This is a genomic window from Streptomyces sp. NPDC101234, assembly GCF_044767525.1.
Classification (GTDB): domain Bacteria; phylum Actinomycetota; class Actinomycetes; order Streptomycetales; family Streptomycetaceae; genus Streptomyces; species Streptomyces sasae.
Genome location: NZ_JBIWOA010000049.1, coordinates 46,229 through 70,173, shown reverse-complemented (window position 1 = coordinate 70,173; position 23,945 = coordinate 46,229). Strand labels below are relative to the sequence as shown.

Annotated in this window: 19 protein-coding genes; 12 read left to right on the top strand and 7 right to left on the bottom strand. The window is 72.5% G+C overall.

Translation table 11 applies throughout. The annotated features are described in order from the left end of the window. Positions 1–111 precede the first annotated feature (111 nt). Positions 112–1,695: a M1 family metallopeptidase gene (locus ACIRR9_RS49635; RefSeq protein WP_403766657.1), complete on the bottom strand. Its 1,584-nt coding sequence runs from the start codon at positions 1,693–1,695 to the stop codon at positions 112–114. 216 nt (positions 1,696–1,911) lie between these two features. Between ACIRR9_RS49635 and ACIRR9_RS49630 the strand changes: the two genes are divergently transcribed. From ACIRR9_RS49630 to ACIRR9_RS49620, 3 genes are all read left to right on the top strand, one after another. Next, a complete protein-coding gene (locus tag ACIRR9_RS49630) occupies positions 1,912–4,128 on the top strand; it encodes an NADP-dependent isocitrate dehydrogenase (protein ID WP_403766654.1) in 2,217 nt (738 codons plus the stop codon). A 354-nt stretch (positions 4,129–4,482) separates the two neighbouring features. Beyond that, positions 4,483–5,847 carry a bifunctional o-acetylhomoserine/o-acetylserine sulfhydrylase gene (locus tag ACIRR9_RS49625; protein WP_403766652.1) on the top strand — a complete coding sequence of 455 codons (1,365 nt, stop codon included), beginning with the start codon at positions 4,483–4,485 and terminating at the stop codon, positions 5,845–5,847. Further along, positions 5,844–6,989: a homoserine O-acetyltransferase gene (locus ACIRR9_RS49620; RefSeq protein WP_403766670.1), complete on the top strand. Its 1,146-nt coding sequence runs from the start codon at positions 5,844–5,846 to the stop codon at positions 6,987–6,989. The genes ACIRR9_RS49625 and ACIRR9_RS49620 overlap by 4 nt, the downstream gene beginning before the upstream one ends. A 4-nt stretch (positions 6,990–6,993) precedes the next feature. On the opposite strand, the gene ACIRR9_RS49615 is transcribed toward ACIRR9_RS49620, so the two are convergent. Continuing rightward, positions 6,994–7,335: a DUF5713 family protein gene (locus tag ACIRR9_RS49615; RefSeq protein ID WP_403766667.1), complete on the bottom strand. Its 342-nt coding sequence runs from the start codon at positions 7,333–7,335 to the stop codon at positions 6,994–6,996. A gap of 82 nt (positions 7,336–7,417) precedes the next feature. Here ACIRR9_RS49615 and ACIRR9_RS49610 point away from each other — a divergent pair, with 82 nt between their 5' ends. Then, positions 7,418–8,209, top strand: a complete 792-nt coding sequence (locus tag ACIRR9_RS49610) for an N-formylglutamate amidohydrolase (protein ID WP_403766649.1) — start codon at positions 7,418–7,420, stop codon at positions 8,207–8,209. 68 nt (positions 8,210–8,277) lie between these two features. After that, positions 8,278–9,576 (top strand): cytochrome P450, encoded by a 1,299-nt coding sequence (locus ACIRR9_RS49605; protein ID WP_403766646.1) that lies wholly within the window; start codon positions 8,278–8,280, stop codon positions 9,574–9,576. Between the two features lie 7 nt (positions 9,577–9,583). Here the strand turns inward: ACIRR9_RS49605 and ACIRR9_RS49600 are convergent, their stop codons facing one another. The 3 genes from ACIRR9_RS49600 to ACIRR9_RS49590 are packed head-to-tail and all read right to left on the bottom strand — an operon-like array spanning position 9,584 to position 12,155. Continuing rightward, positions 9,584–10,072, bottom strand: coding sequence for a hypothetical protein (locus ACIRR9_RS49600; RefSeq protein WP_403766664.1), 489 nt, complete (start codon positions 10,070–10,072; stop codon positions 9,584–9,586). A 5-nt stretch (positions 10,073–10,077) separates the two neighbouring features. Next, complete coding sequence (locus ACIRR9_RS49595; RefSeq protein ID WP_365344933.1) at positions 10,078–10,716, bottom strand: sigma-70 family RNA polymerase sigma factor; 639 nt, start codon at positions 10,714–10,716, stop codon at positions 10,078–10,080. After that, positions 10,713–12,155, bottom strand: coding sequence for a S8/S53 family peptidase (locus tag ACIRR9_RS49590; protein WP_403766642.1), 1,443 nt, complete (start codon positions 12,153–12,155; stop codon positions 10,713–10,715). Before ACIRR9_RS49590 ends, ACIRR9_RS49595 begins: the two co-directional genes overlap by 4 nt. A 151-nt stretch (positions 12,156–12,306) precedes the next feature. Between ACIRR9_RS49590 and ACIRR9_RS49585 the strand changes: the two genes are divergently transcribed. Further along, positions 12,307–14,871, top strand: a complete 2,565-nt coding sequence (locus ACIRR9_RS49585; protein WP_403766661.1) for a CHAT domain-containing protein — start codon at positions 12,307–12,309, stop codon at positions 14,869–14,871. A 10-nt stretch (positions 14,872–14,881) separates the two neighbouring features. Here ACIRR9_RS49585 and ACIRR9_RS49580 read toward each other — a convergent pair whose 3' ends face one another. Further along, positions 14,882–16,609, bottom strand: a complete 1,728-nt coding sequence (locus ACIRR9_RS49580) for a LuxR C-terminal-related transcriptional regulator (RefSeq protein WP_403766639.1) — start codon at positions 16,607–16,609, stop codon at positions 14,882–14,884. Positions 16,610–16,703: 94 nt separating this feature from the next. On the opposite strand from ACIRR9_RS49580, the gene ACIRR9_RS49575 reads away from it, so the two are divergent. Further along, complete coding sequence (locus tag ACIRR9_RS49575) at positions 16,704–17,783, top strand: M12 family metallopeptidase (protein WP_403766636.1); 1,080 nt, start codon at positions 16,704–16,706, stop codon at positions 17,781–17,783. 230 nt (positions 17,784–18,013) lie between these two features. Here the strand turns inward: ACIRR9_RS49575 and ACIRR9_RS49570 are convergent, their stop codons facing one another. Then, the gene (locus ACIRR9_RS49570; RefSeq protein WP_403766633.1) at positions 18,014–18,886 is read right to left on the bottom strand and encodes a sulfurtransferase; all 873 of its coding nucleotides are present in this window, start codon (positions 18,884–18,886) and stop codon (positions 18,014–18,016) included. Positions 18,887–19,308: 422 nt separating this feature from the next. Here ACIRR9_RS49570 and ACIRR9_RS49565 point away from each other — a divergent pair, with 422 nt between their 5' ends. The 5 genes from ACIRR9_RS49565 to ACIRR9_RS49545 all read left to right on the top strand — a co-directional run bounded on the left by ACIRR9_RS49565 (position 19,309) and on the right by ACIRR9_RS49545 (position 23,938). After that, complete coding sequence (locus tag ACIRR9_RS49565; RefSeq protein ID WP_403766631.1) at positions 19,309–20,211, top strand: ABC transporter substrate-binding protein; 903 nt, start codon at positions 19,309–19,311, stop codon at positions 20,209–20,211. A 109-nt stretch (positions 20,212–20,320) separates the two neighbouring features. Then, on the top strand, positions 20,321–21,358 hold the full coding sequence (locus ACIRR9_RS49560; protein WP_403766628.1) for an ABC transporter substrate-binding protein: 1,038 nt from the start codon (positions 20,321–20,323) through the stop codon (positions 21,356–21,358). After that, positions 21,355–22,119, top strand: a complete 765-nt coding sequence (locus ACIRR9_RS49555) for an ABC transporter permease (RefSeq protein ID WP_403766626.1) — start codon at positions 21,355–21,357, stop codon at positions 22,117–22,119. Before ACIRR9_RS49560 ends, ACIRR9_RS49555 begins: the two co-directional genes overlap by 4 nt. Continuing rightward, entirely contained in the window at positions 22,116–22,871 is a 756-nt protein-coding gene (locus ACIRR9_RS49550; RefSeq protein ID WP_403766623.1) for an ABC transporter ATP-binding protein, read from the top strand. The genes ACIRR9_RS49555 and ACIRR9_RS49550 overlap by 4 nt, the downstream gene beginning before the upstream one ends. Then, positions 22,868–23,938 (top strand): phosphotransferase enzyme family protein, encoded by a 1,071-nt coding sequence (locus ACIRR9_RS49545; RefSeq protein WP_403766620.1) that lies wholly within the window; start codon positions 22,868–22,870, stop codon positions 23,936–23,938. The genes ACIRR9_RS49550 and ACIRR9_RS49545 overlap by 4 nt, the downstream gene beginning before the upstream one ends. The last annotated feature ends 7 nt before the right edge of the window (positions 23,939–23,945 follow it).

Here is a 23,945-nt window from a genome sequence, read left to right as displayed (position 1 = left end):
ACCGGCACCTGCACCACCTGCCACCAACCCCTGCCCAGAACAACCCCCACCAGCCAGAACCCGAGAGCCAGAGCAACTTAACGGAGTCCTACTAGCCCCCTGCCGATTCGCCTACAGCGTGGCCGAGTTGTCGTGGTGGTGGCCGCCGCGCAGGCTGTGCGGGGTGGCCGGGCTCTGGGTCACCGGGGTGACCGTCCAGTCCGGGTGGCCCGGCATCCGCGGGGTCGTCGCGCCGTAGAGCCAGTCACGGAGGAAACCCGCCTGATCCTGGCCGGTGACCTCCGTGGCCACCGCGACGTAGTCCGCAGTCGAGGCCGAGCGGTAGCGGAAGCGCTCCAGGAAGGTGCGCTCGACCGCGTGGAAGGCGTCCTCGCCGACCAGCTCGCGGAACGCGTACAGGACCAGGACGCCGCCGAGGTAGCGCTGGCTGTCGAAGAGATTCACCTCGTTCGGGGCGGCCACCGGGCCCGAGTCGTGGCGCCACTGGTCGCCGCGGGCGTAGGTGTCCTTCATCCGGGCCTCCATGGTGGTGAGGCCCAGGGAGTCCGGCCAGCCGCGCTCGTAGCGGTAGAGCAGCCCGTAGAAGTCGGCGTGGCCCTCGTTCAGCCAGAGGTCGGCCCAGGTGGCGGGGCTGACCATGTTGCCGAAGTACGAGTGGACCAGCTCGTGCATCATGTGCGAGCCGATCTTGGGCTCCGCCTGGAGCAGGAAGTTCGGCTTGTAGAGGGTGAGGGTCTGGGTCTCCAGGCCGGTGAAGTCGAAGGCGTTCGGGTCGTCGGAGTTGCAGGGCAGCAGGCCGTACGTCTCGAACGGGAAGGCCATGCCGAGCCGGTCCTCCAGCCAGCCCACCTGGCCCGCGGTGAGGGCGAGCGCCGGTTCCAGGGCGGCGGCCCGGGCCGTGGGGACGACGTCCCGCAGCGGCAGGCCGTGCGGCCCCTGCCGGTCCTTGACCACGTAGTCGCCGACGGTGATCTGGACGAGTTCCGTGGCGATCGGCGAGCGGGAGCGGTACGTGTACGCCGTCCGGCCGTCGGAGAGGTTCTCGGTGCAGGTCAGCAGGCCGTTCGCGACGCCCCGCACACCGCTCGGCACGGTGACGCGGACGGTGAGGTCCGCCTTGTCCGAGGGGTGGTCGTTGCACGGGAAGACGGTGTGCGCGGAGTTCGGCTGCGGGCAGATCGCGAAGCCGTCCGGGGTGGGCACCCAGGCGGTGTGCGCAAGGGTGCGGCGCGGGTCGGCGCCGTACGCCACGCACACGGTGAGGTCGTCGTGCGCCCGCAGGGGCCGGGCGGGCGTGATCCTCAGCTTCTCGTCCGCCTGCTCGAAGGCGGCGTCGCAGCCGTCGACACGCACGGCGGATATGTCCAGTCCGAGGGCGTCCAGGGAGAGCCGGGACAGGTCCTGGGTGGTGCGGATGCGCAGGGTCGCGGTGGCGTCGACCAGGCGGGTCGTGCCGTCGTAGGCGAGATCGAGGTCGTAGGCGAGGACCCGGTAGCCGTCGTTGCCGAGGGCCGGGTAAACGGGGTCGCCGAGGGTCTCCGGGCCCGGGGCCGGTGTGTCGCCCCCGGTCCTCGCCACGCCGCTTTTCTCCCCCGCGGAGAAGGGACGGGCGAGGGCCGGGGCCCCCGTGGCCAGGACGGTCGCCGTGCCGAGCAGGGCGGCCGCCGGGGCCGTCACTCTGGTGCGATATCTCATGGTCAGCTTTCGCTCGGGCGGCCGGGTGGTCACTCCGGCCGCCGGTCGATGGTCGCTCGCTTGTCATGACCACCGTTGCGATCGATCCGGTTGCCCAGGATCCGAAAGCAAAGTCTGAAAATCCGATCTTCCGAGTCGCGGACCCCTGTCGAGCCCGGGTCGATCACGAGATATCTTGATGTCGAGCAATGTTGCAGACGTGGAGCGGAGCACCCGGTGACTGACTCGACCATCATCTACACCTACACAGACGAGGCCCCGGCCCTGGCGACGCATTCGTTCCTGCCGGTGGTCCAGGCGTACGCCTCGCAGGCCGGTGTCGCCGTGGACACCCGCGACATCTCGCTGGCCGGACGCATCATCGCCCACTTCCCGGAGTACCTGAACGAGGACCAGCGCATCCCCGACGCGCTGGCCGAGCTGGGCGACCTGGCGAAGACGCCCGAGGCCAACATCGTCAAGCTGCCGAACATCTCGGCGTCGATCCCGCAGCTGAAGGCCGCCGTCGCCGAGCTCCAGGGCAAGGGCTACGCGCTGCCGGACTACCCGGACGACCCGAAGTCCGACGAGGAGCGGGAGATCCGCGCCCGCTACGACAAGGTCAAGGGTTCCGCCGTGAACCCGGTCCTGCGTGAGGGCAACTCGGACCGCCGCGCCCCCGCCTCGGTCAAGAACTACGCCAAGACCCACCCGCACCGCATGGGCGCCTGGACCTCCGAGTCCAAGACCAACACGGTGACCATGGGTGAGAACGACTTCCGCTCCACCGAGAAGTCCGTGGTGATCTCCGAGGCCGGCAAGCTGAGGATCGAGCTGGTCGCCGAGGACGGCACCACCACGGTCCTCAAGGAGTCCGTACCGGTCCTGGCGGGCGAGGTCGTCGACGCCTCCGTGCTGCACGTCGCGCAGCTCAACGACTTCCTGGCCGCGCAGATCGCGCGCGCCAAGCAGGAGGACGTCCTGTTCTCCGTGCACCTGAAGGCCACGATGATGAAGGTCTCCGACCCGATCATCTTCGGTCACGTGGTGCGCGTCTTCTTCCCGAAGACGTTCGCGAAGTACGGCGAGACCCTCAAGGCGGCCGGCCTGTCCCCGAACGACGGTCTGGGCGGCATCCTCAAGGGCCTGGAGAACCTGCCCGAGGGCGCCGAGATCAAGGCCTCCTTCGACGCCGAGATCGCCGAGGGCCCGGCCCTCGCGATGGTCGACTCGGACAAGGGCATCACCAACCTGCACGTGCCCTCCGACGTCATCATCGACGCCTCGATGCCGGCCATGATCCGCACCTCCGGCCACATGTGGGGCCCGGACGGCCAGGAGGCCGACACCCTCGCGGTGATCCCGGACTCCTCCTACGCCGGTGTCTACCAGGCCGTGATCGAGGACTGCCGTGCCCACGGCGCCTTCGACCCGTCCACCATGGGCTCGGTCCCGAACGTGGGCCTGATGGCGCAGAAGGCCGAGGAGTACGGCTCCCACGACAAGACCTTCGAGATCGCCACCGCGGGCACGGTCCGCCTGGTCGACGCGGCCGGCAACGTCGTGATCGAGCAGCCGGTCGCCGCCGGTGACATCTTCCGCGCCTGCCAGACCAAGGACGCGCCGATCAAGGACTGGGTGAAGCTCGCCGTCACCCGCGCCCGCGCCACCGGCGACCCGGCCGTCTTCTGGCTGGACGAGGGCCGCGCCCACGACGCGCAGCTGATCGCCAAGGTCAACGCGTACCTGCCGGAGCACGACACCGAGGGCCTGGACATCCGGATCCTGTCCCCGATCGAGGCCACCAAGCTGTCGGTCGAGCGCATCCGCCGCGGCGAGAACACCATCTCCGTCACCGGCAACGTGCTCCGCGACTACCTGACCGACCTCTTCCCGATCCTGGAACTGGGCACCAGCGCCAAGATGCTGTCGGTCGTCCCGCTGATGGCGGGCGGCGGCCTGTTCGAGACGGGCGCCGGCGGCTCCGCGCCGAAGCACGTCCAGCAGCTGGTCAAGGAGAACTACCTGCGCTGGGACTCGCTCGGCGAGTTCTTCGCGCTCGTCCCCTCCTTCGAGCAGTACGCCGACTTCACCGGCAACGCCCGCGCCAAGGTGCTGGCCGACACCCTCGACCGCGCCACGGCGACCTTCCTCAACGAGGACAAGTCCCCGACCCGTCGCGTCGGCGGCATCGACAACCGCGGCAGCCACTTCTACCTGTCCCTGTACTGGGCGCAGGAGCTGGCCAAGCAGACCGCCGACGCCGAGCTCGCCAAGGCGTTCGCCTCGTTCGCCGAGACGCTCACGGCGAACGAGCGGACGATCGTCGACGAGCTGCTCGCCGTCCAGGGCTCGCCGGCCGACATCGGCGGCTACTACCAGCCCGAGAAGGCCAAGGCGGACGCGGTCATGCGCCCGTCGGCCACCTGGAACGCGGCGCTCGCGGCCCTCTGAGCCGCAGCCGCCTCCTGTAGATCCTGAAGTCTCCGCCCCGGCAGGCACCCCGCCTGCCGGGGCGGAGCCATGTCCGGCCCCGTCTCGCCGCCACCGTGGCGGGCGGTGTGTATCCCGTTCGTGAAGTCTGCATGTCACGCGCGCCAGGTGTCTGGTCCGTCCGGATCCGCTGTGGTTCGCTCAGCGCATGACGGTGCTTGTGAGCCGACGCCACGTGGACTTCGTGCGTGTCACCACCATGGGTTGTCCCGCCGTGAGCTGACGCTCCGGCCCGACCCCGTCCCTCCCCTCCGTTCTGCCGACGCGTGCCCCTGCGCGCACGCCGTCATGCCTTCCCGCACGAGGAGCAGCACCATGAGCCAGCCCATCGACTCCGTCACCGCCGGTCACACGCCCGAGGAGACGCAGGCCGGATCCGACGCCCCGGCCTGGTCGTTCGAGACCCGGCAGATCCACGCCGGGGCCGTACCGGACCCGACGACCGGTGCCCGGGCGACGCCGATCTACCAGACGACGTCGTTCGTGTTCCGGGACACGCAGCACGCCGCCGACCTGTTCTCGCTCGCCGAGCCCGGCAACATCTACACCCGCATCCACAACCCCACCCAGGACGTCTTCGAGCAGCGGATCGCCTCGCTGGAGGGCGGGGTCGCGGCGGTGGCGCTGTCGTCCGGGCAGGCCGCGGAGACCCTGGCGATCCTGACGCTGGCGGGCGCGGGCGACCACATCGTGTCGAGCACGTCCCTCTACGGCGGCACGTACAACCTGTTCCGGCACACGCTGCCGAGGTTCGGCATCGAGGTGTCCTTCGTGGACGACCCGGACGACGCCGAGGCCTGGCGGGCCGCGATCCGGCCGAACACCAAGGCGCTGTTCGCGGAGACGCTGGGCAACCCGCGCGGCAACGTCCTCGACGTACGGGCGGTCGCGGACGTGGCACACGCGGCGGGCGTGCCCCTGATCGTGGACAACACGGTCCCGACGCCGTACCTGCTGCGGCCCCTCGAACACGGCGCGGACATCGTCGTGCACTCGGCGACCAAGTTCCTCGGCGGGCACGGTACGGCGATCGCGGGGGTGGTCGTCGACGGCGGCAGCTTCGACTTCGGCGCGCACTCCGACCGTTTCCCCGACTTCACCGAGCCCGACCCCAGCTACCACGGCCTGCGGTACTGGCCGGCCCTCGGCCCCGGCGCGTACGCCATCAAGCTGCGGGTGCAGCTGCTGCGCGACCTCGGCCCGGCGCTCTCACCGCACTCCGCGTTCCTGCTGCTGCAGGGCGTGGAGACGCTGAGCCTGCGCCTGGAGCGGCACTCGGCCAACGCCCAGGCCCTCGCCGAGTGGCTGGAGCAGCGCGACGAGGTCGCCGCCGTCCACTATCCGGGCCTGTCGTCCAGCCGTTGGTACGAGGCGGGGCGGAAGTACCTGCCGAACGGTGCCGGCGCGATCGTCTCCTTCGAACTGCGGGACGGCATCGAGGCGGGCAAGCGGTTCGTGGACGCGGTCGAGCTGTTCAGCCATCTCGCCAACATCGGTGACGTCCGCAGCCTGATCATCCACCCGGCGTCCACCACCCACAGCCAGCTGGACGAGGAGCAGTTGACGGCGACCGGGACCGCGCCCGGCCTGGTGCGGCTGTCGGTCGGCATCGAGAACCTCGCCGATCTCAAGGCCGACCTGGAGGCCGGTTTCCGCGCGGCCAAGGGCGCCGCGTCCTGAACGCCGTCCCGCATGCGGGGGTTCCCCTTCCGCCGGCTCACGGGGGCTGGCGGGAGGGGGATCCGCCGGGCCGCCGCCGGTGGCATGTCACACACCACCCGCTTCCGCTGGAGGCCGGCGGCGAACTGCCCGGCGTACGGCTGGCGTTCGAGACCTGGGGCCGGCTCGCCCCCGACGCCTCCAACGCCGTGCTGGTGCTGCACGCGCTCACCGGTGACAGCCATGTCGCCGGGCCCGCCGGACCGGGGCATCTGACCCCGGGCTGGTGGGACGGGCTGGTCGGGCCGGGCCTGGCGCTGGACACCGACCGCTGGTTCGTCGTCGCCCCGAACGTCCTGGGCGGCTGCCAGGGCAGCACGGGACCGGCCTCCCCGCGTGCCGAGGGGCGTGCGCCCTGGGGCGGTGCCTTCCCCTTCCTGACCCAGCGCGACCAGGTCGCGGCCGAGGCCGGGCTCGCCGACGCACTGGGCATCGGGCGGTGGGCGCTGGTCGTCGGCGGGTCGATGGGCGGGATGCGGGCCGTGGAGTGGGCGGTGTCGTACCCGGAGCGGGTCGGTGCCCTGCTGCTGCTCGCCACGACGGCGGCGGCGAGCGCCGAGCAGATCGCGTGGACGAACGCCCAGCTCGGCGCGATCCGCGCCGATCCCGACTGGCACGGCGGCGACTACCACCGCACCGGACGCGCCCCGCACGCCGGCCTGGGCCTGGCCCGCCGGATCGCCCATGTCACCTACCGCAGCGAGCCCGAGCTCGCGATCCGCTTCGGCCGGACACCGCAGGCGGGCGAGGCCCCCTTCACCGGCGGCCGCTACCAGGTCGAGTCGTATCTCGACCACCACGCCGCCAAGCTGGTACGGCGCTTCGACGCGGGCAGTTACGTGGTGCTGTCAGAGGCGATGAACGCCCATGACGTCGGCCGCGGCCGGGGCGGGGTGCGCGCCGCCCTCGGCCGGGTCACGGCCCGCACGCTGGTCGCGGGCGTCGACTCCGACCGTCTCTATCCCCCGGCCCAGCAGTCGGAGCTGGCCGCGCTGATCCCGTCCGCCGACCGGCTCCGGGTGATCGAGTCGCCGTACGGCCACGACGGCTTCCTGATCGAGACCGGGCAGGTGGGCGCGCTGGTGGCGGAGCTGCTCGGCTGACGGCTCACCACTCGCGGGGCGCGATCAGCTCCTCGGGATCCGCGTCCTCGAAGCCGTACGCCTGTGCGATGACCCAGAAGTCCCCGCCTATCTCCTCCCGGGCCACGGTCTCGATCTCGCTGCCGGCCGCCTCGAACTCGGCCTCCAAGGCGTTGAACTCCTCGGTGGCCGCGTGTGTCAGGGCGTAGAGCGCGGGCAGGTCGGCGGGGCTGTCCGCCTCGATGCGCTCGCAGAGCCGGACGAGGATCGCCCTGCCCCGGTCCACCACGCGGCCGGGGAAGTAGTCGTCCTCGGACAGCTCCGCCAGGAAGGCGTGCCCGGTGATCCGGGGATTGCTGATCGGCATGGTGAGCGGCCCGCCCTCGTCGGTCGTCGATGTGACACCTTGATCCTGCACCCTGCCACTGACAACGCCCCCGGAGCCGCCCGTGTCCCAGCCGTCGTACGAACTCCGCCCCGGCGCCGACGAGTCGCCCGTGATCCTGCATGTGCCGCACTCGGCGCGGACGATCCCGGCCGGTGTCAGGGCGGGCATCGAGCTCGACGATGCCGCGCTGGAGCGGGAGCTGGACCACATCACGGACGCGCACACGGCCGAGATCGCGGAGGCGGCGGCGGACCTCGCCGGGATCACCCCCTGGCGGTTCGTCAACCGGCTGTCCCGGCTGGTCGTCGATCCCGAGCGGTTCCCGGACGAGCGGGAGGAGATGCTCGCGGTCGGGATGGGGGCCGTGTACACGCGGACCACGCACCGAGGCGTGCTGCGGCAGGAGGACGTGGATCCCGGGCCGTTGGTCGCGCGGTACTTCCGGCCGTACGCGCGGGCGATGACGGAGGCCGTCGCCGGGCGGCTGGCCGCGACCGGGCGGGCCGTGGTGATCGACGTGCACTCCTATCCGAGCCGGGCGCTGCCCTACGAGCTGCACGGGGCGGGACCGCGGCCGCCGGTGTGTCTGGGCACGGACCGCTTCCACACGCCGGCCGGGCTGGCCGAGGCGGCGCGGAAGGCGTTCGCGGGGTGCGGGGAGACCGGCCTGGACAGCCCGTTCAGTGGAACCTATGTGCCGCTGGAGTTCTACGGGACGGACGCGCGGGTCAACGCGCTGATGGTGGAGATCCGGCGGGATCTGTACATGGCCGAGCCCGGTGGCCCGGCCGGGCCCGGACTCGACCGGCTCGCCGGCGCCCTCGCCGGGCTCGTGGACTCCGCCGGCCGCTGACTTCCCCCCTGCCCCCTCCTGGAGCATTCCCGCAGGACACCGGGTGAGGGCCGTACGAGGGTGGATCCATGACGACGGACATAACCACGCCCGCGACGGCCGAGCCGGTCACGCCCTTCGCCACGGAGATACTCACGCCCGTCAGGACGGAGCCGGCCGCGCCCGGTTGCGAGGCCACGGGGCCCGTACGGGACTGGGCGGCGCTCGACCTGGAGGGGACGGAGTTCGACCCGGTCCTCGCCGCCCTGATGGCGGAGGGTCCGGTGACGCGGATCCGGCTGCCGTTCGGCGAGGGCTGGGCGTGGCTGGCCACCCGGTACGAGGACGTCAGGCTCGTCACCAACGACGCGAGGTTCAGCCGGGACGAGGTCACCCGGCGGCAGGTGACGCGGCTCGCCCCGCACTTCCAGCCCCGCCCGGGCTCGCTGGCGTGGGCCGACCAGCCCGACCACAACCGGCTGCGCAAGCCGGTCGCCGGTGCCTTCACGGTGGGCGCGATGAAGCGGCTGCGGCCCCGGGCGCTGGAGATCCTCGACCGACTGGTGGACGGGGTCGTACGGGACGGGCCGCCCGCGGATCTGATCGGGAGGGTGCTGGAGCCGTTCCCGATCATCGTGGTCAGCGAGGTGATGGGGGTGCCGGAGGCCGACCGGGAGCGGGTGCACGCCTGGACCCGGCAGATCATCTCCACCTCGGGCGGCGTCGAGGCCGCCGACACGGCCAAGCAGGGCCTGTACGGGTGGATCACCGAGACCGTACGCGCGCGTGCCGACAGCACCGGTGACGACGTGTACTCGCTGCTCGGGGGTGCCGTGGCCCGGGGCGAGATCGGCGAGGAGGAGGCCGTGGGGCTGGCCGGTCCGCTGCAGATCGGCGGCGAGGCGGTCACCCACAACTGCGGCCAGATGCTGTACCTGTTGCTCACCCGGCCGGAGCTGATGGCATGGATGCGCGACCGGCCGGTGGAGCGCGGGCCGGTCCTCGACGAGCTGCTGCGCTGGATCCCGCACCGCAGCACGGTCGGGCTCGCCCGGATCGCCCTGGAGGACGTCGAGTTGGGCGACGGCACCCGGATCGCGGCCGGCGATCCGGTGTACGTCTCCTATCTCGCCGCCAACCGCGACCCGGCTGTCTTCCCCGACCCGGACCGCATCGTCCCCGACCGCGACCCGAACCCGCATCTCGCCTTCGGCAACGGCCCGCACCACTGCACGGGCGCGGTTCTCGCCCGGCTGCAGACCGAGTTGCTGGTCGACACCCTTCTCGACCGGCTGCCGGGGCTGCGGCTCGCGGTGCCGGCGGAGGAGGTGGAGTGGCGCCGCAAGACGATGGTCCGGGGGCCGCTGACGCTGCCGGTCACCTGGTGACGGTGCCTCACGCCCGCAGCCACTCCGTGACGATCACATCCTCGCCGGTCCGCAGCCGCAGCGCGAACGGCCCCGTGGGCGGGGTCTCACCGGCGAAGCGGCCCATGCCGTCGACCGTGAGCGGCTGCACCGCCGCCGGGCCGCCGAGCACCTCGATGCGCGCCGACTGCGGGGGCAGCACCTGGCCGAGCAGTCCGTCGCCGGTGACCTCGACGTCCACGGTGAGCCCGCCCGCCTGGAACGTGAGCATCCGGGGCGGAGCCTCGGCCCCTCTGACCGGGATGGCGTCCACCAGGGAGTCGAAGGTGAGTTCGGCGATCCGGGCGTCCAGGTCGTGCAGGACGTAGGCGTCCATGGCCAGTTGGAGCAGGCCGGCCGGGAGCGGGTCGAGGACGGTGGCCGCCCGGCGCAACTCCTCCTCCAGTGCGTCGGCATCGAACTCGCCGGCCTCGTCGAACCCGGTGCTGCCGAAGCCCTCGTCGTCGCCCGTGTCCATGGCGTTCACACCGCTCCCCTCGCGTCGAGCCGGGCCCGCAGCCGGCGCAGACAGCGCTGGCGCAGCGGGCCGATACTGCCCACCGCGATGCCCAGTGCCACGGACACCTCGACATAGCTGGGCGGCGGCGAGGCCATCAGGACGCGGAGCAACTGCCTGCACCGGTCGCCGAGTTCCTCGAACTCCTGCCACAGCAGCCGGATCTGCTCGGCCTCGGCGGCGGCGTCCTCCGCGTCGATCAGGGACTGTTCGGGCGTACGGTCCTCGCTGACCCGGTCGAGGACCTGCGGGTCGTCTGTCGGCAGCAGCCGGGTCAGGCTCCTGATGACCTTGAGGCACTCGTTGCGTGCGGTGCTGGCCAGCCAGGAGCCCGCCTTCTCGGGTTCCCGGATGCGGCCCAGGTGCTGGGCGAACCGGAACCAGACGGTCTGGTACACCTCGTGCCCGTCGGCGTCGGAGAGCCGGTGTGCGCGCACCACTGACCACACCAGTGGGCTCAGCCCTTCCACGAGCGCCTTCCAGGCCGCCGCGTCGCCGTCGACGGCGCACTGGACCAGCGCGCCGACCTCTGCTCGGTCCACGGTCCCACCCCTCGTGTACGGCAAGTCATCGTACGCCGTGGAGGGGAGTGTTCCGGAACTCATGCCATGGGTGCCAGCCGGACGACGGGGACCGGCTGCCAGGTCGCCGGGCGGAGCGCAGGTACCGGGGTGCCGCGTACCTCGGCGTAATCCGTGATGTCCTGGAGGAGTTGGGCGCGTGCCGCGCGCGGGTCGGCCTCCTTGGTCGTGGTCATCCGGTCGGCGACGAGGCCGGCGACGATGGGGGTGGCGAACGATGTTCCGCTCCACTGTGCGAACCCTTCGAACATCACTTGGTCCGGTTTGCCGGGGCCGGTCGTCCCGGTGTCGGTCAACACGCCGGTGTGGCGTGGGTACTGGCAGGTGCAGGCGTAGGTGAAGCCGAACCGGCAGGCGTCGTAGGTGGTGTGCTGGTACACGTACGGCACGGGTGCGTCGAAGCCGGCCATGGCCCCGATGAGCTGCTCGCCGGGGGCGTAGACCTTGACCCAGCTGCCGAAGTTGGTGAAACAGGCGCCGTACTCGCCGTCGCTGCGCAGTGCGCCGACCGAGAGGACCGTGTTCTCGTAGCCGGTCAGGTCGGCGCAGGCGGCGGGCCAGAAGTTGGAGGCGCTGCCGTTGTTGCCTGCGGCGGCCACGAGCAGGGTGGGCTGGTCGCGCAGGGCGTCCATGAAGGCCTCGACGGCGAGCAGTCCGTCGGCGCTGCCGTTCGGGGTACCGGCGGAGAGGCTGATGATGTCCGGCCAGCCGTGCTGGTCGACCGCCTCGAAGAGCTTGCCCCCGAACTCGGACTCCAGGATGGCACCCGCGTCGTTCAGGGTGTTGGTGACGGTGATGTCGGTGTTGGGGGCGAGGGCGGCGATGAGTCCGGCGATGAACGTGCCGTGGCCGACGTACTGCTGGAGGATTCCCTCGGCGTCGGTCTCGGCGATCTGCGGGTCTCCCTGGACACGGGCGAGGAGCGGGTAGGAGCGGTAGTCGTGCACCAGACCGGTGTCCATCACCAGGACGCTGACGGCGGTGTCCGGGTCGTAACTCCCCGCCACGGTCTGCGGGTTGGGTGTCTGGGTGAGCAGGGCGGGGAGCGGTTCGCAGGGGTTGCAGGAGTTGGCGTTCGGGGTGGTGGACACCACGTGGTTGCGGCTGACCAGGCGGCGGCCGGCGCGGCCCTCCGCCTCCCGCAGGGCGCGCAGCGCATGCCGGACAGCTAGGTCCCCGGTGCGATCGCCGTGGCTCGGGTCGCCGACCTGGATGCGCGTGACCCCGGTGCGGTTGGTCTCCGGTCCCGCCCTGCGCACATGGTCGGCGACCAGGCCGGTGGTCGCGGTGAAGTGGGCGCGCACGCTGTCCTCGACGACCCGGGCCTCCTCGCCGTCGCGGGCGAGGACCACCCCCTTCTCGTACAGGAACTCATGGGCGTCGTCCGGCCCCATCGCCAGTGGTACGTCCGGCATGGAGCGCTGGATCTGATCGAACTGCTCGTGGAATCGCTGTGGTGCCATGGCCTGTCTCCTCCCCCAGAAGCGGCGTTCTTCAGTCAGACTCGCGAAGCCGCCGCTTGATACAGCGTCAAACCTGTGGGGCATGTATGCCCAGGCCACTACCATCCGAGGGGTGACTGCGCGAAGCGATTCGGTTACGGAACTCCTGCCGATGGTGTTCGCCGCCCCCGGCGAGGCCCTGGCGCGGGCGGAGCGCGTCCTTCGCTCCGATCCGTCGCCGCTGGACGCGTCCGTCGCCCACCAGGTCATCGGCATCTGGCAGCGGGACTTCGGGGATCTTGCGGTGGCCCTCGACCATCTGCGGCGCGCCCGGGACTTCGCGGCCCGCGCGGACTCGGCGGAGCGGGAGGCGGACGTGCTCGCCACCCTCGGAGTCGCCCTGGTGCACGCGGGGCGCACGCGGCAGGGGCTGGACTCGCTGGACCGCGGGGTGGCCCGGGGCAACGGGCACACCCGGGCGCGGGTGCTGTACCGGCGGGCGTTCGCCGGATGGGTGCTGGGCCGGCACAAGGAGGCCCTGGAGGACCTGCGGCGGGCGATACCGGTGCTGCGGCAGGCCGACGACGTCATCTGGACCGCGCGGGCGCTGAGCGTGCGGGCCACCGTGCATCTGGCGATGGGCGCGGTGGAGCGGGCCGACGCGGACTTCACGGCGGCGGAGCTGCTGTGGGAGACGACGGGCCAGGAGCACGACAAGGCGGTCGCCGTGGAGAACCGGGGCCTGGCCGCGTACCGGTCCGGCGACATCCCGGCGGCGCTGCGACTGCTGGCCGAGGCCAAGGAACGGTACGACGAGCTGGGCACCCCCTCGTTCATGCTGTACATCGCGCGCTGTGACGTGCTGATGGCGGCCGGGCTGGCCCCGGAGGCGCTGGCCGAGGCGGACGCGGCGATCGCGACCCTGGACCGGATCGGCGGGCAGTCCACCCGCAAGGCCGAACTGCTGCTGACCGCCGCCCGGTCGGCGCTGTCGACCGGGGACGCGCAGACCGCGATCGCCCGCGCCGCCGTCGCGGTCCGGCTGTTCTCGGGTCAGCGGCGGACCTGGTGGGAGACGCATGCCCGGCTGGTGCTGATCGAGGCGCGGGTGGCGGGCGGCGCCGCTTCGGGGCGGCTGGTGCAGGACGCGGCGGCGGTCGCCGACGAGCTGGCGGCGTTCGGTGCGCCGGCCGCGCCGGAGGCCTCGCTGCTGGCGGGGCGGATCGCGCTGGCGCTGGGCTGGACGGCCGATGCGGAACGGCATCTGGCGGTGGCGGCGCGCAGCAGGCACGGCGGGCCGCCGCTGGCCCGGATGACCGGCTGGGCGGCGCAGGCCCTGCGCGCCCGGGCGGCGGGTTCCCGGCGTGGTGTCCTGGAGGCCTGCCGGCGTGGGCTCGACGTGCTCGATGACCACCGGATGACCCTGGGCGCCTCGGAGTTGCGGGCCCGGGCCACCGCGCAGGGCGCGGAGCTGGCCGCGCTGGCCCAGCAGGCGAGCCTCGCGCACGGCGGCCCGCGCCGGCTGCTGGAGTGGAGCGAGCGCTGGCGGGCCACGGTGCTGTCCGCTCCCCCGACCCGGCCGCCCGCCGACCCGGTTCTGCTCTCCTCCCTGACCGCGTTCCGCGAGATCGCGGCCCGTGCGGCGGAGGCCCGCCGGCAGGGCCGGCCGGTGCCCGCTCTGGAGCGCGAACAGCGGCGGCTGGAGCGGGAGATCCGGTCCCGTACCCACCACACCAGCGGCGACGCCCCGGGGGAGGGTGACCGGTTCGACCCGGCCCGTCTCCTGGACCGGCTGGGCGATGCGCGTCTGGTCGAACTCGCCGTCCTGGACGGCCGGGTGCACATCCTGCTGTGCGGACAGGGCCGGGTGCGGCGCTTCGAGGGGGGTCTGCTGGCGGAGGCGGTCAACGAGGCGGAGCATGTCCAGGCGGGACTGCGGCGGCTGGCGCATCCGGGGGCGGAGGGGCGGCTGCCGGTCGTGGAGGCCGCCGGGCGGCGGCTCGAGGAGCTGCTGCTGGGCGGGGCCGCCGCGCATCTCGGGTCCGGGCCGGTGGTCATCGTGCCGCCGGGGGTGCTGCACCGGGTCACCTGGGCCCTGCTGCCCTCGCTGCGGGAGCGGGTGCTCAGTGTGTCGCCGTCGGCGGGGAGCTGGCTGCGGGCCCGGGAGACCGAGCCGCCGCCGGGTGGCCGGCATGTGCTGGTCCGCGGGCCGGAGCTGACCACCGGGGGCGCGGAGGTGCCCGAGGTGGCCGGCCACTACGCGACGGCCACGGTCCTGGAGCACGATGACGCCCAAGTCCCTCGTGTTCTGCGCGAGTTGGACGGGGCAGCGCTCGCCCACATCGCGGCGCACGGCAGCTTCCGCGCGGACAGTCCGCTCTTCTCCTCGCTGCACATGGCCGACGGTCCGCTGATCGTGCACGACTTCGAGCGCCTGGACCGCAGCCCGTACCGGATCATCCTCTCCAGCTGCGACACGGCCCGGCTCGCGTCGGTCGGTGCCGACGAACTCCTCGGCCTGGTCACGGCGTTGCTGCCGCTGGGCACGGCCGGGGTGGTGGCGAGCAGCGCGCCCGTCAACGACGCGGCGGTGGTGCCGTTGATGCTGGCGTTGCACAAGGGGCTGGGCGCCGGGCTGTCGTTGGCGGAGGCGTTGCGGGACGCCCGGGCCGCCCTGCCGGGCGACGCGGTCCACCAGGCGACCGGGTGGGCGTTCGCGGCGTTCGGGGCGGCCTGAGCGTCTCCGCCTATGCCGACTGCGCGTCCGGCTGCTCCACCAGCCATGGCAGCGCGGCCCGGTCGCCTGCTCCGAGGCGGGTGTACGCGCTGTAGAGGTGGTTGCCCACCGTCCGTACGGACAGGGTCAGTTGCTCGGCGATCTGGCGGTTGCTCAGGCCCGCGGCGGCGAGGGTGACGATCTGGCGCTGGCGGGCGGTGAGTTCACCGAGGACCAGGCCGGACAGGGCCGGGGTGCGGGCACCCTGGCAGCGGCGGGCGAGGGCGACCGCGCGGGTGCGGGACATCCGGGCGGCCCGCGGGTCACGGTGGGCGCGGACCGCCTGGGCGTGGGCCTCGGCGGCGAACAGCAGCAGCCCGCGCTCCGCGAGTGCCTCGGCGGCCCGGTCGAGGCCGGGTCCGTCACCGCGGGCGAGGGCCTCCGCGTGCAGTGCGAGCACGCCGGGCGGCCGCCCCGCGGCCCGGGCGGGCTCACCGAGCCGTACGGTGCCGTAGTGCGCAAGACCCCCGTCCTCGCGCACTACGGCACCTTCCCCCGACTCGGCGGCGGCGAGGGCGAGTTCGGTACTGCAGGAGGCGTCGCCCGGCGCCGTCCGCAGTCCCTCCCTCGCCCATGCCGCCGCCTCTCGCAGCTCCCCCCGAAGCCGCGAGTACCGGGCACGCACGGCCGCGTACCCGGCCGGTACGGGCAGGCCTTCCGCAGCCAGCCACTCCCCCACCGGGGCCGGCGCCTCCCGTACGTCCAACTGCTCGATCCGTACTTCCAGTTGCTCCTGTTCGTCCTTCAGGGCCGGCTCGCACTGGTCGGGGGTGCGGGCCAGCCGCCGGGCCCGGAGCCGCCCCGCGCGGGCGCGCAGCGCGGGCCCGTGCAGGGGGTGGGCGAGGCGGACGGCGCCCTGGTCGTCGACGTGGATCAGGCCGTCCGTCTCCAGCCGTTCGAGGATCCCCAGGTCGAGGCCGTCGTCGAGGTGCTGCGGCAGGGGCTCGGCGAAGGCGAGGTGTTCCAGGGTGTCGTACTCACCGGGGGCCGGCCGGTCCAGCAGGGGCGCGATCCGGTCCCGTACGGTCGCGGTGAGCGGCAGCGGGCCGCGCCACGCCCACTCGCCCGTGTCCGGGACCCGGGTCAGCCGACCGGACTCGCGCAGCGTGCCGAGCAGTTCGCGCAGCAGCCGCAGATCGCCCCGGGACACCCGGTGCAGCCGGCGCACGGTGAGCGGGTCCAGGCCGCCGTCGGCGAGGAGCCGGTCCGTCCCGTCGTACGACAGCGGCTCCAGGGCGAGGTGGGTGAGGAGTTCCCCGGTCCACAGCCGGGACACGGCGCCGGGGACGGGAGCCGTGTCGGCGGCGGCCACCACGAGCCGGGTGCGGCCGTGCACGGCGAGCTGGTGGACGAGGGCGGCGGAGGCCTCGTCGAGGAGGTGGGCGTCGTCGACGACGAGGAGCCGTACGCCGGACAGGTGGCGGACCGCGCCGGGCAGCGAGACCCGGTCGGTGAGCAGGTGCGCGAACGCCGCGAACGGGAGGGAGCTGGTCTCGGGGGTGCCGGTCACCCGGGCGCAGTCGGCGCCCCGCACGGCCTCGGTGATCAGCCGGGTCTTGCCGCTGCCCACCGGTCCGGTCACCACGACGCCCTGCCGTCCGGCGACCGACGCCCGCCGCACCAGCTCCAGTTCCTCCTCCCGGCCGGTGAACGGCCAGGGCAGTTCGAGGGTTCTCGCGTCCTGTTCGTAAGTCGTCACGTGAGTATGAGTCGGGTTGCTCAGCTCTGATACAGGGGGACTTGAGTAGCTTCCGACTCAGGCGCCCGGCCGGGTGGAACGGCAGTCTGAACGCATGACCCGACGCTACTGCTCGCTTCCGCGGCAGCCGTCCCCGGCCTTCGCGCCGGGACTGGCCGCCGAGCGGCTGAGTGCGCTGGTCGGCGGGCGGCGGATGTGGGTCAACGGCACGGCACTGCACTACTACTTCTTCGACGCCGACACCGACGCCTCGGTGATCCCGGTCCCAGGGACCGCGGAGACGCGCCTGGTGCCGTGGGCCGGCGCCAAGGAACAGCTGGACGTGGTGCGGGAAAGCTTCCGGGAGTGGCAGGACCTCGGCATCGGGGTGACGTTCACCGAGGTCCTCGACCGCTGCGAGGCCGAGCTGCGGATCGGCTTCCAGCTGGGCGACGGATCCTGGTCGGCGGTGGGCCGGGACGCGCTCTCGGTCGGGCTGGGCGAGCGCACGATGAACCTGGGCTGGGACCTGACGGAGCCCGGCGGCCGCTGGACGGCGCTGCACGAGATCGGGCACGCGCTCGGCATGCGGCACGAGCACCAGAGCCCGTTCGCCGGCCTCCACTGGGACGACGAGGCGGTCTACACCGACCTCTTCGGCCCGCCGAACCACTGGAGCCGGGACAAGACGCACTTCAACATCCTGCGCACGCTCGACCCGTCCGAGGCCAACGGCTCGGTGTGGGACCCGCAGTCCGTGATGCAGTACCCCTTCGGACCGGGGCTGATCCTGGAACCGGAGCAGTACCACAACGGGCTGTACCCGCCGGGCTCGCTGTCCCCGGCGGACAAGGAGTTCGTGCTCCGCTGGTATCCGCCCGCCGGCAGCCCGGCCGCACTGGTGCCGTTCCGCTCGGTGCCGCTGGGCCTCGGCACGGGCGAACAGGCCGACTTCGCCCTGGAGCCGCCGGAGACCCGCGTCTACAGCGTGGGCACCTTCGGGGCGAGCGACTCCGTCGTCGTGGTCTTCGAGGAGCGCGACGGGGAACCGCGGTACCTCGCCGGCCACGACGACGGGGGTACCCCGCACAACGCCAGGCTCAGGGTCAGGCTCGTCAAGGGCCGCCGCTATTTCGTCCGCGTCCGTCTCCATTCGACATGGGGGTCGGGGGAGACTGCGGTCATGTGCTGGTGACACCGGCACGACCGCGGACGCGGGTGGTCGGACCACAGTCCGGCGCCGGGGGAAGCGGTCGAGGCACGTAGCCTTCGGGGGAGGGATACGTGCCTCGACCATGCCGGTGACCAGCCCACGAACGGCAGGGCAGTCGACTCAGGGGCGCGGGGCTGTGCCGATATGCGGCTCCGCCACGTGGGCGCGACCAGCCCCCACGCACCCGCACCCGACGACTCACCGCCTCACCCTCACCCGCCCAACTCCATTGGCCGCGCAGGGTCCTTGGACCACTCCTCCAGTGAACCGTCGTACACCGACACGTCCTCACGGCCCAGCACGGTCAGCGCCAGCGCCGCCCCCGCCGCCGAAATCCCTCCGCCGCAGTAGAGAACGACCGGCGAGGCATCGCTCAACGCCCCTGCCTTCTCGCCGAGTCGGGTACGCGGCAGCACCCGCCCGGTGTCATCCAGCAGCCCCCGCCCGGGAAGGCTGACGCTCCCCGGAATGTGCCCCCGTCTGCTGTAGCGCGTCGGCGCCGAACCGTCGTACCCGCCCGTCGGCAGCGCACACACCAGTACGCCCGGCCGCTCGCCCCGCCCGATCGCCGCCACCTCCTCGATCCCGGACCAGAGTTCGGGTCGCGGCACCGGTGTCACCGGCACGGCGGCGGGCTCCGGCTCGGCATCACCCGCGGCCAGGGGGCGCCCCGCCGTCTCCCAGGCGGCGAGGCCCCCGTCCAGCACCGCGGCCGGTACCGAGATCGCGCGCAGCATCCACCACAGCCGGGCCGCCCAGATACCGCCTCCGGTGTCGTAGACGACGACCTCGCTGTCCTCCCCCACGCCCAGCCGGGCCAGCGCGGCGGTGAGCGCCTCCGGTGCCGGTACGGCGAAGTGATAGGGCGCCTCGGGGTCGGAGAGGTCTCCTGTCAGGTCGGCATGGTGCGCGCCGGGGACATGGCGTTCGGCCCAGCCCGCGCGGCCGCTCGCGGAGCGGTGGTCGCCGTCGTGGCGGGGCGAGGGCAGCAGCGCGGTGGCGTCGAGGACGACCAGCCGCGGGTCGTCCAGGTGGGCCGCGAGCCAGGAGTCGTCGACCAGGGGGCCGGGCAGCAGGGAGGTCATGGCGGCCGATCGTACGCCCGCGACCTGGGCATCTCGGTGGCCGGTCAGCGCCGTCCCACATTCCGGACTCGGCTTGCACAGCATCCGGGAGCTGCGGTTATGGTTTCGGCCATCTACGCGGGAGCCCCTCCCCGACCGGGCTGAGAGGGCGTCTGGGATCCGTTCGCCGCAGCGCGGGCGCGGTCCCCATGGGGACGCCGACCGCACCAGCAGCGCTTTGCGCCCCGCGTAGGAGTTCACGTGTCCACAGCAGTCGAGCCGCAGCCCACGGTGTTCCACCGCGCTGCCCGCTCCTGTTGTTGTCACCTGTGCTGTCGCCGGTCCCGCTGACCGTCACTCCCCTCCCTCTTCGCTCCCCCTTCGCTCGTTCCTCCGCGCCTGTGCGCGCCGCCTTCGGAGTACCCATGTCGCATATACGGGTCATGCTCGACTATTTTCATCCCTGGCCGAACTCCGCCGGGCTCTACGTCGCCCGCGCCCGCCGCTGGTACGCCGAGGCGGGCCTGGACGTCGAGCTGGTGGTGCAGGACCCGGGACGCGGGGACACGCTGGAGTACCTGGCCCGGGGCGAGGTGGAGTTCGGGATCTTCCCGCCGAACCGGCTGCTCGCCCGGCGGGCACTGCACGGCCAGCGGCTGATCGCCGTGGCCGCGGTCAACCACCGGGGGCTGGAGGCGGTGCAGACCACGAGGTCCACCGGCATCACCCGGCCGCGTGATCTGGCCGGCCGCCGGCTCGCCTACAACCCGACCCCGCGCGGGCGGGCCATGGTCCGTCACCTGGTCGCGGCGGACGGCGGCGATCCGGACGCGGTGATCACCGTCGACGCCGGCGCCCGGGAGCTGACCGTGGACGACATCGAGGCGGGCGAGGCGGACGCGACGTTCGGCAACTACTGGTCCTGGGACGCCTTGCGCGGCGAACTGCCGGAGGACCGGCGGGTGACCTGGCCGGTGGACGAGATCGGCGCGCCCCGCTACCACAGCTATCTGCTCGGCACGAGTGAGCGACTGCTCGACGAACACCCCGCCGTGGTGCGGGACTTCCTGACGGCCACCGCCCGCGGCTATGCGTCCGCCGCCCAGGAGCCCGCCGCCGCACTGGAGTTGCTGGAGCGGGTCATCCCCTACTTCCCGAGGCCTCTCATCGCCCGCTCGCTCGCGCTGGTGGCCCCCACCTGGACGGACGCCGAGGGCCGCTGGGGCGTGATCGACGCGGACCGCATGGGCCCCTACGCGCACTGGCTCGCCGAGCACGGCGCCATCGCACACGACACGGGCTGGGACCGCTCCTTCACCAACGGCCTGCTGGACGTGACCGCGTGACCCTGCTGACGCGGCGCCTCGCCGTCGACTTCAAGCGGGTGGACAGCGCGCTGTGTCGGGCCTGACCGCTCCCGCAGCCCGACTCCCCTCCGCACGAAGGACTTTCCGCATGCTCCGCCGCACCGCACTGCCGGCCCTGACCGCCACCGCGCTCCTCGCCGTCACCACCGCCTGCTCGGCCGACACCGACTCCACGGCCGCCGCCAAGGACGGCACCACGACCGTCACCCTGGCCCTGGACTGGACCCCGAACACCAACCACACCGGCATCTACGTCGCCCAGGCCAAGGGCTGGTTCAAGGACGCCGGCATCGACCTGAAGATCGTCCCCTACGGATCGACCGCGCCCGAGACCCTGATCGCCGCCCACAAGGCCGACTTCGGCATCTCCTACCAGGAGGGCGTCACCACCGCCCGCGCGGCCGGCCAGGACATCACCTCGGTCTACGCCGTCACCCAGAAGACGGACGTCACCGTGTCCGTGCGCGCCGACCGCACCGACATCACCTCGCCGAAGGACCTGGACGGCAGGACGTACGCCGGTTTCGGCGCCCCCTACGAGAAGCCGCTGCTCCAGAAGGTCATCGAGAACGCCGGCGGCAAGGGCGACTTCAAGCAGGTCACCCTCAACACCTCCGCCTACGCGGCGCTCTACGCGGGCAAGGCGGACTTCGCGATGCCGATGCCGACCTGGGAGGGCCTGGAGGCGAAGCTCAGCGGCAAGCCGCTCAAGGACTTCCAGCTCTCCGACTACGGCTTCCCGGCGATCTACTCGACGCTGATCGCGTCCTCCGACCAGTTCCTGAAGAAGAACCCGGCGGTGGCGAGGAAGTTCCTCGCGGCCGTCGACAAGGGGTACCGCTACGCGGCCGGCCACCCGGATCAGTCCGCCGATCTCCTCATCGCCGCCAACAAGAGCGTGCTCACCAACACACGCCTGGTGAAGGAGAGTTCACGGCTGCTGGCCAAGGAGTACTACAAGGGCGCCGACGGCACGACCGGCACCCAGAGCGCGGCGCGCTGGAAGGCCTTCGCCGACTTCGAGTACGGCGCCGGGCTGCTCGTCGACGCGAACGGCAAGAAGCTGACGAAGGCGCCGGACACCTCCGCGTTCTTCACCGACGCCTATCTCCCGGACACCAAGTGAGCGCCGTACTGCGGTCGTTGTGGCCGCCCTTGCTGGTGCTTGCCGTGCTGGTCGGCGGCTGGCAGCTGTACGTCACGACGGCCGGCGTCGATCCGACCACGCTCCCCTCCCCCGCCCGGGTACTGGAACAGGGCTGGGCGAACCGCGCCGACCTGTGGGCCCAGACGCTGCCCACACTGCAGGAGACGCTGCTGGGCTTCGCGCTGTCGTTCGCGGCGGCCTGGCTGGTGGCGGTGGTGCTGGACTTCTCGTCCGCCGCCCGCCGGGGCCTGTATCCCCTGCTGGTCGCCTCGCAGACGATCCCGGTCGTCGCCGTGGCGCCGCTGCTGATCATCTGGTTCGGCTTCGGGCTGCTGCCGAAGATGCTGGTGGTGACGCTGACGACGTTCTTCCCGCTGACCGCCAACCTGGCCGCCGGGTTCGCGGCGACCGACCGGGAGGCGATGCGGCTGCTGCGGTCGCTGGGGGCGGGACGGTGGCGGACGTTCCGGCTGGTGCGGGTGCCGGGCGCGATGCCGTACTTCTTCACCGGACTGCGGGTGAGCATCACCTACGCGGTGGTCGGCGCGGTGTTCGCGGAGTACGCGGGCGCCGAGTCGGGGCTCGGGATCTATATGCAGGCGCAGAAGAGCGCGTTCCGGACGGATCTGGTGTTCGCGGCGGTGGCGGTGACGGCCGCGCTGAGCGTCGCGCTGTTCGGTGCGACGTATCTGGTGCAGCGGCTGGTGCTGCCCTGGGAGCGGAAGGAGCGGCGGTCGTGAGCGGGCTGCGGGTGCGGGGCGTGGGCAAGTCCTTCGGGACGCTCGACGTCCTGCGGGATCTGGAACTCGCCGTGGAACCCGGTGAGTTCGCGGCCGTCATCGGGCCGAGCGGCAGCGGCAAGAGCACGCTGTTCAACCTGGTGTCGGGGCTGGACGCGCCCACCTCCGGGCAGGTGCTGGTGGAGGGCGAACCGGCCGGGGTGGCCTCCGGCAAGGTCGCCTACATGCCGCAGAAGGACCTGCTGTTCGCGTGGCGGACCGTGCTGGACAACACGGCGCTGGGCCTGGAGGCACAGGGAGTGCGGAAGAAGGAGGCACGGGCGCGGGCCGGGGCGCTCTTCGCCGACTTCGGGCTCGACGGCTTCCAGCGGGCGTATCCGTCCGAGCTCAGCGGAGGTATGCGGCAACGGGCCGCGCTGCTGCGCACGGTGGTCCTGGAGCGGCCGGTGCTGCTGCTCGACGAGCCGTTCGGCGCGCTGGACTCGCTGACCCGCACGGAGCTGCAACTGTGGCTGGCCGGGATGTGGCAGCGCCACCGCTGGACGGTCGTCCTGGTCACCCATGACATCCGGGAGGCGGTGCTGCTCGCCGACACCGTCCACGTGCTGTCGCCGCGCCCGGCCACGGTGGTCGACCGGGTGGAGGTCCCGTTGCCGCACGGTGAACGGGACTTCACCGCACCGGAGTTCGCGGCCGTGGAACGCCGGGTCCTGGACGCCCTGCGCGGCACGACGGCGGTGACGGCACCGTGAGTACGCATCTCGCCCACGGAATGGGCACCGACCTGGTCGAGCCGGACTGGCCGGCGCTGACCGAGGTCGAGGTCACGGACGTGGTGGGTCCGGCGCGGGTGCTGTGGCGCAGCCCGCGCCCGCTGTCGGCGGCGGCCGTCGTGGAGCGGGACGGGCGGCGCCTGTTCGTGAAGCGGCACCATGTCTCCGTACGCACCCTGGCAGGCTTGGCCGAGGAGCACGCCTTCCTGCGCCATCTGCGGGAGCACGGGGTGCCGGTGGTGGAGGTGCTGGACGCGGTGGGACGCGGCGAGTGGACGTACGAGGTGCACTCGGCCGGTACCGGCACCGACCTGTACGGGGACGCCCTGTCCTGGTCGCCCTTCGCCGGACCGGCCCACGCCCGGGCGGCGGGCGAGGCGCTGGCCCGGCTGCACCTGGCGGCGGAGGGCTTCACCGCGCCGCGCCGCGCGCCGCGCCCGCTGGTGGCCTCCTTCACGGTGTTCGCCGCCCCGGACCCCTGGTCGGCGCTGGACGGGTACGTCTCCGAACGGCCGCACCTGGAAGGGGCCTTGGCGGACCTTCCCTGGCGCGAGGACACCGCACGCGTCCTCCTTCCGCTGCACGAGCGGCTGGCTCCCCACCTGTCCGGTCTAACGCCCCTGTGGACCCACAACGACTGGCACGCGTCCAATCTCCTGTGGGGCGAGGACGGTGCGGTGTCCACGGTCCTGGACTTCGGCATGAGCGACCGCACGACCGCCGTGCACGACCTGGCCACCGCGCTGGAACGCAACACGGTGCAGTGGCTGGCCCCCGACCGCCCGGTGCGGGAGCGGGACGCGGTGGCGCTGCTGCACGGCTACCAGTCGGTCCGCCCCCTCTCACCGGCCGAGTCGGCGGCACTGCCCGCCCTGCTCCCGCTGGTCCACGCCGAGTTCGCGCTCTCCGAACTGGACTACTTCCACGGGGTGACCCGCTCGGCCGAGAACACCCGGCTGGCGTACGAGTACTACGTCGGGCATGCCGAGTGGTTCTCGGGGCGGGCGGGGCGCGGGCTGCTGGAGCTGGTCGCGGCGGAGGTCTGACCGGAGG